The organism is Methylomonas sp. BW4-1 (genome assembly GCF_052474385.1).
Genome location: NZ_CP184125.1, coordinates 1,341,395 through 1,356,152 on the forward strand (window position 1 = coordinate 1,341,395; position 14,758 = coordinate 1,356,152).

Genomic DNA, 14,758 nt, shown 5'->3' on the forward strand with positions numbered 1-14,758 from the left:
AAAGTACAGGGAAGCGGTATATCCGCCTGTTTTGGGCAGTGATGGGGGCTAGGGCGGAGGGAATAACTAGCTGATCGAATGACGGGTGGCTGGTTAAGCAGGCCACCCGTCAAATCTAAGGGATGTTATTTAGCCGTTGAGCGGTAATACTCGATGGCTGCTGCTACGCCGCTGCCGGCTTTGATGTCAAAGCCATGGTCCAGCATAGCCATTTCCACGCCGGCAATCGCACCCAACAAGGAAACATCGTTCATATCGCCAACGTGGCCGATGCGGAACACTTTACCCGCTACTTCGCTAAGGCCTGCGCCCAATGAAATGTTGTATTTGTTGTAAGCGGTGCTGATGACGTGGCGGGCATCCTTATCGGCCGGTACCACGATGGCAGTGACGGTGTCGGAGTCCCAACCTGCTTGCGCGCAAGTTTGCAAGCCCCAGGCCGCGACCGCACGGCGCACGCCTTCACCCAAGCGGTGATGACGGGCGTAGACGTTTTCCATGCCTTCTTCCAGCAGCAATTCCAGCGCTTTGCGCAAGCCGTAAAGCATTGGGGTGGACGGGGTGTATGGGGTGTAGCCATCTTTATTGGAGGCTGCCATGTCTTTCAATGAGAAGAAAGACCGCGGGAAGTTGCTGTTATCAATCGCGGCCAGGGCTTTCTGGCTGAAGCCCAGAATTGCCAGGCCGGCAGGTAACATAAAGCCTTTTTGCGAGCCGGCGATGCTGGCGTCCACGCCCCATTCGTCTTGACGGAAATCCAGGCTGCCTATCGAGCTGACGCCGTCGACGAACAGCAACGCAGGGTGGCTTGCCGTATCCAGCGCTTTACGTACGCCAGGAATGTCGCTCGTGACACCGGTAGACGTTTCGTTATGTGTCGCCAGTATGGCTTTGATTTCGTGATTTTTATCTTCGTTAAGACGCGCCTGCAAATGATCCAAAGGAATACCTTTGCCCCATTCAACTTGATGAATTTCCACGTCAAAGCCTAATTTTCTGGAGGCTTCCGCCCACAAGTGGCCGAACTGACCGAAGCGGTAAATCAAGACTTTATCGCCCTGGTTCAAGCAGTTGGTCATCGCCACTTCCCAGCCGGCGGTGCCGGTCGCGGGAAACACGAAGCATTGGCCGGTTTCGGTGCGGAACACTTTTTTCAGGTCTTCCAAAATCGGCGTCAGCAATTTAGGGAAAATCGGCGAACGGTGATCTTCCATCGGCACATGCATCGCGCTCAGAATTTCATGTGGGGTATTGGTTGGCCCTGGAACAAATAGGTGATTGCGACCTGCCATCTGGTGTCTCCTTGGAATTTTGGAAGCTTAGAAAATCGCGGGATGTTGCCACAGAAGCCGTGATTCGGCAAGTCGTTTACTGGCGCAAACCTGCACCGAAGCTGACAAGCGCAATTGACATTGCAGGCCCTGAAAGTAAAATGTCACGTTCTTCAATCCATACATGGCGCGGTTTTTTAGCCGGCCAACCAACCGTAGGAAACATACATGAGTCACACTCTTTACGAAGCTAATGCCCAGCGCGTACAACGTTGCGAATTGGCGGTACCGGGTTCCAGTCCGGAAATGTTTGAAAAAGCCTTAAAAAGCGGTGTGGACTTTGTGTTTCTCGATCTGGAAGACGCCGTTGCGCCGGACGATAAACTGCAAGCGCGGAAAAACGTCATCCAGGCCATCAACGATTTGGATTGGAAAGGTAACGGCATCACGCTGTCCGTACGTATCAACGGTCTGGATACGCAATATATGGTGCGCGACGTGGTTGACTTGGTCGAGCAAGCTGGCGCAAAAATCGACACGTTGCTGATTCCTAAAGTCGGCGTCTACGGCGATGTCTATATGGTTGATGCGATGCTGTCGCAGCTGGAAATGCAGGAAGGCCTGAAAAACAAAATCGGCATCGAATGTCTTATTGAAACCGCTCTGGGTATGGCCAACGTCGAAGATATTGCCAAACAAGGTGCGCTTAGCGGCCGGGTGGAAGCCCTGCATTTTGGCGTTGCTGATTATGCCGCGAGCAACCGTGCCCGCACTGTGAATATCGGCGGCTTGAACCCTGATTACCCAGGCGACCAATGGCACGCAGCGATCAGCCGAATGACGGTAGCCTGCCGAGCCTATGGCTTGCGTCCTATCGACGGCCCATTCGGCGACATCAAAGACCCGGAAGGCTACAAAGCCGGTGCCCGCCGCGCTGCTGCTTTGGGTTGCGAGGGCAAGTGGGCCATTCACCCTTCACAAATCGCGTTGGCTAACGAAGTATTCACGCCGCCCGCTGCGGAAGTGGAAAAAGCCAAGCGTATCCTGGCGGCCTTGCAAGAAGCGGCCGCACAAGGCAAAGGCGCTGCGGCGCTGGACGGTCGTTTGATCGATGCTGCTTCCGAACGGATGGCCAATAACATCGTCCGTGCCGCCGACGCGATTGCCGCCAAAACCAAATAAGCCAAGCGTAGGCTGGGTTGAATGCAATGAAACCCAGCTTGAAGGTGCTTGCTGGGTTTTGCCAATACTCAACCCAGCCTACGAGATTTCCATTCATTTAGAGAGAGTCCATGGACATTCATGAATACCAAGCAAAGCAGCTATTAGCCGACTATGGCGTGAAAATAGCTGACGGCGGTTTGGCCTATAGCCCGGAAGATGCCGTGCAACGCGCCCGCGACATCGGCGGCCACGTTTGGGTGGTCAAAGCCCAAATTCATTCCGGCGCCCGTGGCAAGGCCGGCGGTATCAAAGTCTGCAAAACCCACGACGAAGTCAGCGATGCCGCCGAATCCTTGTTGGGTAAAAAACTGGTGACCCATCAAACCGGTCCGGCCGGCAAACAATGCTTGCGTCTCTATGTCGAAGCCGGCACCGATATTGCCAAGGAACTATATTTCAGCCTGCTGATTGATCGCGCCCAGGAACGGATCGTCATGGTTGGCTCCGCACAAGGCGGCATGGAGATCGAGGAACTGGCGGAAAACAATCCGGATGCGATCAAAAAAATCTACATCGAGCCAGCCGTTGGTTTGCAGGATTTCCAGGCGCGGGAAATGGCCTTTGCGCTGGGCTTGAACGCCGATCTGATTCCGCAAGCAGTGAAATTGATTCAAGGCTGCTACCGGGCGATGCGTGAGCTGGACGCCAATATGGTGGAAATCAATCCTTTGGTCATTACCGGCCACGACGAATTGATCGCCCTAGATGCCAAAATGGGCTTCGACGACAACGCCTTGTTCCGTCGGCAAAAAATCTCCGAATTGCGCGACAAAACGCAAGAAGACCCACGGGAAATGGCTGCGGCTGATAGAGGTTTGAGCTACGTCGGTCTGGACGGCGACATCGGCTGCATGATCAACGGTGCCGGCTTGGCGATGGCGACGATGGACATGATCAAACTGGCGGGCGGCGAGCCGGCGAATTTCCTGGACGTCGGCGGTGGCGCCTCGGCCGAACGCACCGAAAAAGCCTTTCGTATGGTGTTGCAGGATAAAAACGTCAAAGCCATGCTGGTCAACATTTTTGCCGGTATCAACCGTTGCGACTGGATTGCCGAAGGCGTGGTGCATGCGGTGAAAAAAATCGACATGCAGGTGCCGCTGGTGGTCCGTCTGTCCGGTACCAACGTCGAGGAAGGCCGCAGAATCATCGAAGAAAGCGGTTTGCCGATCATCACGGCAAATACCTTGGCGGAAGCCGCCGAGAAAGCGGTCGAAGCCCGTAACAAAGTTGTAGCCGCGCAAGCTTAAGGAACAGACATGGCAATTTTTATCGATCAAAACACTCGCATCATCGTTCAAGGCTTTACCGGTAAGATTGGTACTTTTCATGCCCAGGAGATGATCGAATACGGCTCTAACGTGGTCGGGGGCGTCACGCCGGGTAAGGGTGGGCAAAAACATCTGGACCGCCCGGTGTTCAACACCGTGAAGGACGCCGTGGAGCAAGCCGGCGCCGAAGCCAGTATCGTGTTCGTGCCGCCGGCTTATGCCGCCGATTCGATCATGGAAGCAGCCGAAGCCGGCATCAAATACTGCGTATCGATTACCGACGGCATCCCGACTCAGGACATGATGAAAGTCAAAATCTTTCTGAGCAAATTTCCCAAGGAAAAACGCATGGTGCTGACCGGCCCTAACTGTGCCGGCACCATCAGTCCAGGTAAAGCCATGCTGGGCATTATGCCGGGGCATATTTATATACCTGGTAACGTCGGCATCGTTGGTCGTTCCGGTACCCTGGGTTACGAAGCGGCCGATCAAATGAAAGCGCTGGGCATCGGCGTGTCGACTTCAGTCGGCATCGGCGGCGACCCGATCAACGGCAGCTCGCACCGCGATATTCTGGAAAAATTCGAGCAAGACCCGGAAACCAAAGTCGTGGTGATGATCGGCGAAATCGGCGGACCGCAAGAAGTGGAAGCCGGTATGTTTGCCAAAGAACATATGACCAAGCCCGTTGTGGCCTACATTGCCGGTTTAACCGCTCCGAAAGGCCGCCGCATGGGCCACGCTGGAGCGATTATCTCCTCGGTTGGCGAGTCGGCGGCGGAGAAAGTTGAGATGCTCAAAGAGTTGGGCGTGATTATTGCTCCAACTCCTGCGGCGATGGGTGAGACAGTGGCTAAGGTATTGGCAAAGCTGTAAGTTCCCCACCGCTAAAATAAAGCCCGCTTCGGCGGGCTTTTTTGTTTGTGTTGACTTGAGGTTCTTTAGCTTGCCCTGCCAAGCTGGTAACATCCCCTCTTTTGCCGTTTTGCCGGAATCATGCAATCTTCTCGTTTAGTCGAACGCCTTAAAACTTTTCGAACATTAACCCCAGAGCAACAGGTTATTATGAAGTTGCTGGCGGTTTATTACGGCTATAGTTCGCTGATCAATTTGGCGAAATGCCTGGGCAGTTTGGGTATCAGGGAGGGTGAGAAAACGCTTAAGTCGGAAGCTGTCAAAGCCCGGTTAAAGCCGCTGATCAAAGCCGGCTTGCTGGAAGAAAACCTCAAATCCGGCGGTACCCGGTGCTGCCGAACCCTAGCGGAAGTGTTGACCCGCCAAGCGGTCGAAGACAAAGAGTTTGATTTGTTTGCCGGCGCCGTACAAATGAACAATCCGCCCGGCCATGGCTACTATCGTTACAGTACCGTGGACGACTGCATTCGCGAAGCGCGGATCCAGTTTTATCGCGGCGATTACGCCAAAGTTGACGAGTGCCTGGAATCCGGCGCCCACTACTTGGGCAAACTGCCGCCGGTTAACGAACTTTATCTGTCCTGGTTTTTAAACCCGTTGGATGTCGCTTGGTTTACTACGCATCATCCGCAATTATTGCTGGGGCTGGCCGGGTTTTCGGGCTTACATCAACTGCTGTATCTGTATGCCGACGAAAAACTGGATGGTTTTTTAGAGCAGTTGTTGTTCGTTAGCCAGGGTGTGCAGCAAGAATTGTTGAACCGCGTCGCCTTGGAGTTACGCTTGCTGCGGGGTGACTGGGATGCAGTCGAGCAACGGGTCGCAGATCAAAATGATCCTGAGCTGCAAGCGCTTGCGGCGACATTGATTTTTCTGCGCGGCGATTACGCGGCAGCGGTCAACCGTTTTGAGGGCGCTTTGGCACAGCTACGCAAGATTTCCGGACAACGCACTGCTTATTTTTACGGTTTGGCAGGGGTGTTTTACCCCCTGGCCATCCTGAAAAATAATGACGCCAAACAACGCGCCAAACTCAGCACACTGATCAATCAAGCGATCAAAGCCGACAATTATTGGTTGGGCATTTATCATCAGTTGGCCTTGTTTCAGCGTTTTTTACAAGGCGATTTGTCATTGCGGGAGCAACTGTTAAACACCGATTTGACCTATAAAATCAGTAGCGGCTATCGGGAAAGCGGCTACCCGGATACCTTGCTTACCCCGCCATTACTGCTGCATGTGTTTTTAACCCTGATCAAATTTTGGGTTAAAGCCGATCAATTCAATCATGTCACGCCACTGAGTCAAAAGCTGTACCGGCATCTGCTGGACAACGGTTATCGTTGGCCGGCCGCCGAATTAGCCAAGATCTTTACCCATATAGAGCCGCCGCGTTCCCTGCAATGGGATGGCAGCTTTTTCGATGCCAGGCCGGCGTTGGCGGATTTATTTGCCAGCCGCCCGGATTGGGACTTGGCACTGGATGCCTTATTAAATTTGCCCAAGGCCGAAAAAAAAGCCGATACCGCCGCGCTTATCGACAAGCCAACGCGCTTGGTCTGGTTGTTGAGTTACGATGACATTAGCCATCATCTGGACATCGAGCCGCGCGAACAAAAACAACAAGCCAAAGGCGGCTGGAGTAAGGGCAGGGCGATTGCCTTAAAACGGTTGGCGCACGAAACCAACAAGTTTGACTATTTAACCGAACAGGATATTAAGCTGTGCGCGCATATCAAGGAATACCGCGATAGCGGCTGGTACGGCAGCGGCACTTATTTTGAGTTCGACAATAGCATGCCGCAGGCCTTGCTGGGACACCCGCTGTTGTTTTGGGCCGATGCGCCAGAAGTGCGGGTGGATGTGGTCAAGGGCGAAGCCGAACTGCGGGTGAAAAAACTGGCAGGCAGCGACAAAATCAAAATCAGCCTGGAACCCGTGCCCGGACACGAACAAAAATTCTATGTCGCCAAGGAAACACCCACGCGCATGCGCGTGCTGGAGTTCACCGCCGACCATCATAAAATCCTTGCGGTATTGGGCGCCAAGGGCCTGGAGGTGCCGGTCTCCGCGCAAGACCGGGTCTTGCAAACTCTGACCAGTATTTCCGGCTTGTTGACCGTACATTCGGATATAGGCGGCAGTTCCAGCAGCGCCGAGCAAGTCCAGGCCGACGCCACCCCGCGCGTGCATTTATTACCCTGGGGCGAAGGTCTGCGCGTGGCGATGCTGATCCGGCCGTTCGCCAGCGGCGGCGCCTATTATCAACCTGGGCATGGCGGCGAAAGTGTGTTGGCCGAAATCGACGGCCGCCATTGCCAGACCAAACGCGATCTGGCTTTGGAAAAACAGCGCGCGCAAGCCGTTTTGCAGGCTTGCGATGTGTTGGAGCAGGCGGAACGCGACGGCGCCGGTGATTATTTGCTGGATCAGCCGGAGCAATGTCTGGAGCTGCTGTTGCAATTACAGGCGTTGCCCGCCGAACAAGCCGTATTGGAATGGCCGGAAGGCGTCCGATTTCGGTTGTTGGGGCAAACCAACGGCAGCGGCTTTAGCATGCAAATCAAGCGCGACAACGATTGGTTTGCCCTGCAGGGCGAGTTGCAGGTCAATGAAGATACCGTTATCGAAATTCAGCAATTGCTGGGTTTATTGAACAACCGTGAAGGCCGCTTCTTGAAATTGCAGGACGGTCAATTCATTGCTTTGACCGAAGAGTTTCGCCGCCGCCTCGACGATTTACGCGCCTACGCGGATCTGCACGGCAAGAAAGTCCGGATCAATCCGTTGGCTGCCCTGACGCTGGAAGACTGGCAGGACGAGGCCGGCTTCAAAGCCGATAAACATTGGCAAGCGCACATGCAGCGTCTGAAGGATTCGCGAGACTATCAGCCTAAAGTACCGTCTACTTTTCAAGCCGAATTGCGCGACTATCAAATGGACGGTTATCGCTGGTTGGCGCGCCTGGCTCGCTGGGGTGTCGGCGCGTGTCTGGCGGATGATATGGGCTTGGGTAAGACGGTGCAAGGTTTGGCTTTATTGGTGGACCGTGCGCCGAATGGTCCCAGTTTGATCGTCGCGCCGACCTCAGTGTGCATGAATTGGGAAAACGAAGCCAGCCGCTTTGCGCCGACACTGCATCCGCAAATTCTCGGTAGCGGTGATCGGCAGCGCTTGCTGGATAATCTGGGGCCGTATGATTTACTAATTTGCAGTTACGGCTTGCTGCAACAGGAACAAGTCGCCGAGATGCTGGCGAAAATCCAGTTCCAGACTGTGATTCTCGACGAAGCGCAATGGATTAAAAATATCGCCACCCGCCGCTCGCAGGGGGCGATGAATCTGCAAGCCGAGTTTAAATTGATCATGACCGGCACGCCCTTAGAAAACCATCTGGGCGAGCTGTGGAATTTGTTCAGGTTTATCAATCCCGGTTTATTGGGATCTTTGGAGCAGTTCAATCAACGCTTCGCCGGCCCTATCGAACGCGACCGCAGTGCCGAGGCCCGTTTCCAACTGAAGAAATTGATCCAGCCTTTTATTCTGCGCCGCACCAAAACCCAGGTATTGCAGGAGTTGCCGCCGCGTACCGAAATCCCGATCTATGTCGAGCTGAGTAACGAGGAAATGGCCTTCTACGAAGCCTTGCGCCGGGATAGTCTGGCGGCATTGACTAGCGCCGATGCACCGGCCGGGCAAAAACAATTACAGATTCTGGCGGCCATCAGCAAATTGCGCCGTAGTTGCTGCAATACCTTGTTGGCCAACGCCGCGGTGGCTTTGCCCAGCAGCAAGCTGGCGGCGTTCGGTGACATCGTCGACGAATTGCTGGATAACAAGCACAAGGCTCTGGTGTTCAGCCAGTTTGTCGACCATTTGCAATTGATTAAAAACTACATTGAACAGCGCGGCATTCGTTATCAATATCTGGACGGCAGTACGCCGGCCAAAGAGCGCCAGCAACGGGTAGACGCCTTTCAGCGCGGCGACGGCGAATTGTTCCTGATCAGCTTGAAGGCCGGCGGCGTGGGGTTAAATTTAACCGCCGCCGACTATGTGATTCATATGGACCCTTGGTGGAATCCGGCGGTGGAAGACCAAGCCTCAGACCGCGCGCACCGCATGGGCCAACAGCGGCCGGTGACGATCTATAGGATGATTGCAAAAAATACCATAGAAGAAAAAATCGTCGCACTGCACAGCCATAAACGCGATTTGGCCGACAGCTTGCTGGATGGCGCGGATATTAGCGGCAAAGTGTCGGCTGATGAACTGCTGAATTTGATGAAAGGCGAAGCTTAAACAGGCGACGAATCCGGCCACTAGGTGTGGTTTTTACTGTAGGTCCATTTTAAAGTGCACCCGAGATGCGGGGTTCCTGGTTTTTGATTTTACTGCGCTCCCGCATTCGCGGGAACGCCAAACCGGGCTGAATTGCGCTAGGTTAATCCCGTCTTAAATTATGCTTTTTACGAGCGATATTGCGGCTGGCTTTGTTTTGTTGATGGGTCAATCGGGCTCGTTCGCCGGCAGTGACCACGCCATCAGCTTTCGCTGCGGCTTCTTGGTGTTCTATGCGCATTTGTTGGTGTTCCAAACGGTTGGCTTCGCGGTCGGTCAAGGCGCCGGAAGCCTCGCCCTGCTCAATGCGTCTTTCCTGATTTTCCTGGCGCTGGTCGATGCGCGGGGTTTCGATGCCGGCGAAGCAGGGTTGCGTCAAGCCAAAAAATGCCAGCAACGCGCCCGATAGTAAAAATGTGTTGATGTTGTTCATGTGTGCCTCGGTAGTGTCGTTATTAGGTTGCCAACATTTTAAAACCGTTGGCGAAGTCATTTTAGCCGGCAATATTAAGATCGCCTTAACGTTACGCGGCTAGCCGTCCGGAGCTTAGTAAGCTTTGGATATTTCAGCGTTTAATCATTGGCTGACTTAAACGCCAATCAAGTTCAAGAAATCAAATACGTAGAACTCGGTTCCTGACCGGCCTCCAGAATTTGTTTCATGCTGACCATGTCATAACCACCGGACAGCAAGACAATAAAGCGTTCGCGCAGCATGGGGCTTTGCCGGGAACGCAGGATGATATTGTTGGCGTCTTTTTGTTCCAGAATTCGGTACCAGTTGTAGATCATTTGAAAGATCCGCCCCATCGGTTCGCGGATGCGGGCTTCGTAATGACTGAAACGCGCGGCACTGAAATCGTCGCCGTTGGCAAAACCCTCCAGCGCCGCGTCGGCCGCGTAAACCCCGCTACGCATCGCCAGCGTCACCCCGGCGGAAAATACCGGATCGACAAACATCGACGCATCGCCCACCAGCATAAAGCCGTCGCCGTGAAAACGTTCGTTCATATAGCCAATGGATGAAATGGTTTTGATGTCCATGGCTTGCTCCGCGTCTACCAGCCACTCTTGCACGCACTCGCAGCTTTGAATGGCGGCCTCAAAGCGCTGTTGCGGCGAATCGCCCAAGTTTTTCGCAAAGCGGGTATCCAACACCGCACCGACGCTGACGATGTCGTCACGTAACGGAATGTACCAAATCCAGCCGCCATCAATGGTATGAATGTCGGTGGTGACCGAACCGTCTATCACGTCTCCAAAATTGATAAAACCGTGCGGGTCGCGGCGAAAGCCGCCTTTGAAATGGGCAAAATGGGCGATTTTATTCAGTTCCGGTAAGGGGCGTCGCCAGTTTAACTTGCGGGCGATCAGGGACTCACGCCCTGAAGCGTCGATGACGACTGAAGCATGAATGGGCGCGGGGTCAGAATCATTCGGGCCGGCGCTCACGCCAATCGCTTGTTTGCCGTCGAATAATACGTCGGCTACCGCCCACTCCCGCCGCACATCAACGCCGCATTCGGCGGCATGCTCCAGCAAAATTTCATCGAAGCGGGCGCGCTCCACGTGGTAGGTATACGGTCGTTCGAAATACCCAGGATATTCCGCTGTCAGCAGCAATACATCGGGTTTTTGATTGAACATGCCGAAGTTTGCGCCTTGCTTGACGGTAAAACCTTCGGCTTCGATTTTTTCCGTCACGCCCAGCCGCCGCCAAAGCTCCCAGCAAGCCGGCAACAAGGATTCGCCGATTTGAAAGCGTGGAAAGCATGAGCGCTCGAACAGCACCACGTGCTTGCCCGCTTTGGCCAAGATGATCGCCGCGCTGGTACCGGCGGGACCGCCGCCGATGACGGCGGCATCGAAACGTTCAGATTGTGACATGCTGTTTTGCCTGTGTAAGAAAAATCGGGACTAAGGGCGGGGTGGATTTAATTTTGTTGAAGCCACTGTACTAAGCAATGGCTTGCATCGGTTCATCGGCGGTAAATTTGCCATAATACCCGCCTTACGCGACTGACTCCAAACGATTGGCACTATGAACACGACTGAAATATTTCTGATCGCCCTAACCATTATCTACAGCTTGCCGTACCTCATTTGGCGAATCGGCCGGACCGATTACTTCGCGCCCTTGGTGGTAGTGCAAATCATAACCGGGATTTTGTTGGGGCCGGGTATCTTGGGCAGCGCATTTCCCGATTACTATGCTTTTGTTTTCAATACCCAGGTCATACAGGCACTGAACGGCATCGCCTGGTGGTCGGTGATGCTGTTTGTCTGGGTGGCCGGCATTGAGTTGGATTTGCGCCAAGCCTGGCAACACCGTCTGGAAACCAGTATTACGGCTGGTTTAGCCTTGGGTGTGCCCTTGGGTTTGGGTTGTGTTGCGGCGTTGGGGATGCTGCTATTTCCGGGTTGGATGGGTGCCAAGGCCATGCCTTGGCAATTCGTACTGGGGATGGGCATGTCTTGCGCGGTAACGGCGTTGCCGATCTTGATTTTGCTGATGGAAAAATTGGCAGTGCTGCGGCAGCCCATCGGCCAGCGTATCTTGCGTTACGCCAGCATGGACGATATTGCAATTTGGGCTGTGCTGGCTTTGATTCTGTTGGATTGGGACCGGGTAGGCCGGCAGGGTGCGTTTTTGTTAGGTTTTGCGATCAGCGCTTACGGGATTCGCAAACTGATGGCCTGGCTCCCTGAGCGTGACCGCTGGTATGTCGGCATCATCGCCTTGGCGGCGACAGGCTTTGCCGCCGACTGGGCCGGACTGCATTTCATGGTGGGGGCGTTTTTGGCCGGCGCCATCTTGGATGGCCATTGGTTCAATCAAGCGCAGATGGACTTGTTGCGTCACCATTTATTGCTGACCGTGATGCCGGTGTATTTTATTAGTGCCGGCTTGAAAACCAATTGGGCGATGGGTGGGGCTGCGGTGTTGGTGGTTGCCGGCTTATTGCTATTGGTGTCAGTGTTCGGCAAATTGCTGGGTATTCATCTGGCTGGAAAAATCCTGAAATGGCAGCGCGGCGAGGCGTCTTTGATTGGGTGGTTGCTGCAAACCAAAGCCTTGATCATGATTATTTTTGCCAATGTGTTGCTGGATAAACAAATCATTAGCAGTGAAACTTTTACCGCGCTGTTGCTAATGGCCGTCCTCAGTACGATGCTGACGGTGCCGGTGGTATCGCCGAAACTGGCGAAGATGCAGGCGCTTATTTCCCGTGCAGAATAAATGCCTTAAGCCCTTAGTCGTCAATCCTTAAGGTTTTCCAAAAATCTGCTTGCTTAGCGATACCCAGTACCGCCTGCGCGGCGAGTAAGGCGGAGACGCTGACCCCGGCTACCCCACCACCTGGCCGGGTCCAATGGCCGGTGTGGAACAAGCCGGGCAGGGCGCCGACTACACTTGGCCGGTTCGGGCCAATCTGATCCGGGGTGGGCGCAAAACCATAGGCGGCGCCGTGGCGGTTCAGGGTGTAGCGCTCCAGGGTGCGCGGCGAGCCGGACTCCACAACCAACAAATGGTCGTTCAGGCCGGGAAAATGCCGTTCAGCTTTTTCCAGCAAGCGCTGCTGAAAGCCGCTTTTGGCAATGCGCCAGGATTCGCCCACGTCAAATGGACACAAGGTGGTCAGCATCATGATGCTTTGTCCGGGCGGCGCCAAGGAGGAGTCCGCGAAGGAGGGCAGGGTTGCGGAAAACCAATTGCTCCGGCCGGATTGGCTGCAGGCATAGCTGGCTTCGTGGTCGAACGTTTCAAAGAAAAAGCCCTCATGGGCATGATCTTGCTCAGAGATCGGCAGGTCGGTGGCGATATAGCAGGCGAAGATCGACAAGGACGGCGAAAGCTTTGCCAAGCCTTCGCAATAGCCGTTTGGCAAGTGCTCCGGGCCGATCAGCAAGTCGGCGGTTTGCTGGATGTCGATATTGGAAACCACCGTTTCGGCCCGGATTACCTGGCCGTTTTCCAAAACAATGCCGCAAGCTTTACCGGCTTCGACGCAAATCCGCCGCACGCTGGCATTCAGCAAAACTTCGCCGCCTTGATTTTCAATGGCGGCGGCTAGTTGATTGGCGTAAACCTGGAAGCTGCCGCGACAATAATAGCCGCCTTCGTAGGTGTAACCGGCCATCATCGAAGCCCAATACAGAAAAGACAGCTGCGACGGCGGCAAACCCAAGTAAGGCCAGAGCATCGCGCAAGCGCTTTTCAGGCGGGCATCCACCAAAAACTCGTCCAGCGCTTCGGCCAACGTGGTGCGGCGATAGCGGAACAAATTGCCCAGCGTTTGCATCGGCGAAGCCCGCGTTACCTTACTTTGGGCCAACACTTCCTCGGCCAGCATGGCTTCTTCCGCAAGGACTTTGCATAGCCGGATTAGAGCCAGCAAACGATCTTTTTCCTGCGGAAAATGTTCGGTCAAGCCTTCTACAAAAGCGGCCTCCCCGGTCCGCAAAGGAATTTCAAAATCCGGAAACACCGCGCGCGCATAAGCTGGAACAGGAATGAAAAGCGGCTCGGGATCAATGCCCACCGCGCGGCAGATTTTATTGATGGTGCTGCCGTTGCTATAGCCGTCCCGGTTGCAACCGCTGACCAGATGCACGCCGGCATCGAAATGAAAGTGGCGGCGCTTGAAGCCATGCGCGTAGCCGCCCGGCCTGTCATGTCTTTCCACCAGCAACACCGATTTACCGGATTTCGCCAGCAATGCGCCGGTACTCAGCCCGCCGATGCCCGCGCCTATGACGACGACGTCGTAAACTTCTTTTTTCGATTCCGTGTGTATGCCGCGCATTGGCTGTCTTCTATGCAGATAAATAGCCGGCTAGCTTAGGAATAAACCAAATGGAACACAAGTGCTTGGTTTTACCTCAGCCGTTGCGCCATCGCGCAGAAGCTCTCGACCACTGACACTGGCTGGTCTCCAGAGCGTGCTACTCATGGCTCGAATACTGTAGTTTTGTTGCTTTAAACTGCTGAATGTAATCCGATCCTCAGGCTGAGGGTGTTTATAAAGCGTCCCAAAACCGGCTTTACTCTGGTTCCCAAGCTCCAGCTTGGGAACCCACACCTCGGAAGCTCCAGCTTCCCAAATCCTCACCAGTCTTTAACCACCTCGATCAAGCCCGTCATTCCCGCATAATTCCGTGCACTGGAATAACGCCAATGCTCAGGCAAATCCACATAACCGCGCTTGACCGGATTAAGGTGGATATAATTCAGCTTCTGCCGCATCGCTGCCTCGGATTCGATCAGCTGCGGATGGCTACCTTCCTCCCAAACCTGGTACTCACTCTCCGTCTTATGCGGCCGCTTCAACAACGCCAATAACTCCAGCACCCGCGCCGAACCACTTTGTTGCAAATGACCAATGATTTGCTTGGCGGTATAAGCCTTAAACCGTTGCATGTCCCGGCTCAAATCCGCCGGCGCGGCGATCAGATGCAAATGATTTTCCAGAATCACGTAACCGTACAGCTGAAACCCGCTGTCGCGCTGCAAAAACCGCCAGGAATCCAGGACGATATTCACCGTCGCCGGACGGGTAAACAGAGGCAGCCAATGGTTGATCGTCGCGGTCAGAAAGTGCGGGCTGGGGTTTTGCTGGAATTGGTAGCGGCTGCGGGTCATAGTTTATGGAAAGTTGTATGGAGCGGGGCTGGTTGAAATCTTACCGAAGCATTCTTGTAGTTCACTTCTTTTTGCTACAAACTTTGATTTGC

At 54.3% G+C, this 14,758-nt stretch carries 10 protein-coding genes; 5 read left to right on the forward strand and 5 right to left on the reverse strand.

All coding sequences use genetic code 11. The features are described from left to right. Positions 1-125: 125 nt before the first annotated feature. Positions 126-1,292: an aminotransferase class V-fold PLP-dependent enzyme gene (locus ACH5Y9_RS06285; protein ID WP_445368954.1), complete on the reverse strand. Its 1,167-nt coding sequence runs from the start codon at positions 1,290-1,292 to the stop codon at positions 126-128. A 207-nt stretch (positions 1,293-1,499) separates the two neighbouring features. Here ACH5Y9_RS06285 and ACH5Y9_RS06290 point away from each other — a divergent pair, with 207 nt between their 5' ends. The 4 genes from ACH5Y9_RS06290 (at position 1,500) to ACH5Y9_RS06305 (ending at position 8,983) form a co-directional block, all read left to right on the forward strand. Further along, positions 1,500-2,453, forward strand: coding sequence for an HpcH/HpaI aldolase/citrate lyase family protein (locus ACH5Y9_RS06290; RefSeq protein WP_445368955.1), 954 nt, complete (start codon positions 1,500-1,502; stop codon positions 2,451-2,453). Positions 2,454-2,563: 110 nt separating this feature from the next. Further along, positions 2,564-3,745, forward strand: coding sequence for a malate--CoA ligase subunit beta (locus ACH5Y9_RS06295; RefSeq protein ID WP_033156533.1), 1,182 nt, complete (start codon positions 2,564-2,566; stop codon positions 3,743-3,745). 9 nt (positions 3,746-3,754) lie between these two features. Continuing rightward, on the forward strand, positions 3,755-4,642 hold the full coding sequence (gene sucD / locus ACH5Y9_RS06300) for a succinate--CoA ligase subunit alpha (RefSeq protein WP_205450404.1): 888 nt from the start codon (positions 3,755-3,757) through the stop codon (positions 4,640-4,642). A gap of 189 nt (positions 4,643-4,831) precedes the next feature. Continuing rightward, complete coding sequence (locus tag ACH5Y9_RS06305; RefSeq protein ID WP_445368956.1) at positions 4,832-8,983, forward strand: DEAD/DEAH box helicase; 4,152 nt, start codon at positions 4,832-4,834, stop codon at positions 8,981-8,983. A 142-nt stretch (positions 8,984-9,125) separates the two neighbouring features. Here the strand turns inward: ACH5Y9_RS06305 and ACH5Y9_RS06310 are convergent, their stop codons facing one another. Then, positions 9,126-9,455, reverse strand: coding sequence for a hypothetical protein (locus ACH5Y9_RS06310; RefSeq protein ID WP_445368957.1), 330 nt, complete (start codon positions 9,453-9,455; stop codon positions 9,126-9,128). Between the two features lie 173 nt (positions 9,456-9,628). After that, positions 9,629-10,909, reverse strand: a complete 1,281-nt coding sequence (locus ACH5Y9_RS06315) for an NAD(P)/FAD-dependent oxidoreductase (RefSeq protein WP_445368958.1) — start codon at positions 10,907-10,909, stop codon at positions 9,629-9,631. A 154-nt stretch (positions 10,910-11,063) separates the two neighbouring features. Between ACH5Y9_RS06315 and ACH5Y9_RS06320 the strand changes: the two genes are divergently transcribed. Then, complete coding sequence (locus ACH5Y9_RS06320) at positions 11,064-12,263, forward strand: cation:proton antiporter (protein ID WP_205450401.1); 1,200 nt, start codon at positions 11,064-11,066, stop codon at positions 12,261-12,263. 13 nt (positions 12,264-12,276) lie between these two features. Here the strand turns inward: ACH5Y9_RS06320 and ACH5Y9_RS06325 are convergent, their stop codons facing one another. Both ACH5Y9_RS06325 and ACH5Y9_RS06330 read right to left on the reverse strand, forming a co-directional pair. Further along, positions 12,277-13,830 (reverse strand): phytoene desaturase family protein, encoded by a 1,554-nt coding sequence (locus tag ACH5Y9_RS06325; protein WP_445368959.1) that lies wholly within the window; start codon positions 13,828-13,830, stop codon positions 12,277-12,279. Positions 13,831-14,132: 302 nt separating this feature from the next. Further along, on the reverse strand, positions 14,133-14,666 hold the full coding sequence (locus ACH5Y9_RS06330; protein ID WP_445368960.1) for an REP-associated tyrosine transposase: 534 nt from the start codon (positions 14,664-14,666) through the stop codon (positions 14,133-14,135). Between the last annotated feature and the right edge of the window lie 92 nt (positions 14,667-14,758).

What these genes read in the sequence shown, in the direction of transcription:
- ACH5Y9_RS06315 (WP_445368958.1), bottom strand. Translation starts at nt 10,909, where the DNA reads ATGTCACAATCTGAACGTTTCGATGCCGCCGTCATCGGCGGCGGTCCC.
- ACH5Y9_RS06285 (WP_445368954.1), bottom strand. Translation starts at nt 1,292, where the DNA reads ATGGCAGGTCGCAATCACCTATTTGTTCCAGGGCCAACCAATACCCCA.
- ACH5Y9_RS06330 (WP_445368960.1), bottom strand. Translation starts at nt 14,666, where the DNA reads ATGACCCGCAGCCGCTACCAATTCCAGCAAAACCCCAGCCCGCACTTT.
- ACH5Y9_RS06295 (WP_033156533.1), top strand. Translation starts at nt 2,564, where the DNA reads ATGGACATTCATGAATACCAAGCAAAGCAGCTATTAGCCGACTATGGC.
- sucD (WP_205450404.1), top strand. Translation starts at nt 3,755, where the DNA reads ATGGCAATTTTTATCGATCAAAACACTCGCATCATCGTTCAAGGCTTT.
- ACH5Y9_RS06305 (WP_445368956.1), top strand. Translation starts at nt 4,832, where the DNA reads ATGAAGTTGCTGGCGGTTTATTACGGCTATAGTTCGCTGATCAATTTG.
- ACH5Y9_RS06320 (WP_205450401.1), top strand. Translation starts at nt 11,064, where the DNA reads ATGAACACGACTGAAATATTTCTGATCGCCCTAACCATTATCTACAGC.
- ACH5Y9_RS06310 (WP_445368957.1), bottom strand. Translation starts at nt 9,455, where the DNA reads ATGAACAACATCAACACATTTTTACTATCGGGCGCGTTGCTGGCATTT.
- ACH5Y9_RS06325 (WP_445368959.1), bottom strand. Translation starts at nt 13,830, where the DNA reads ATGCGCGGCATACACACGGAATCGAAAAAAGAAGTTTACGACGTCGTC.
- ACH5Y9_RS06290 (WP_445368955.1), top strand. Translation starts at nt 1,500, where the DNA reads ATGAGTCACACTCTTTACGAAGCTAATGCCCAGCGCGTACAACGTTGC.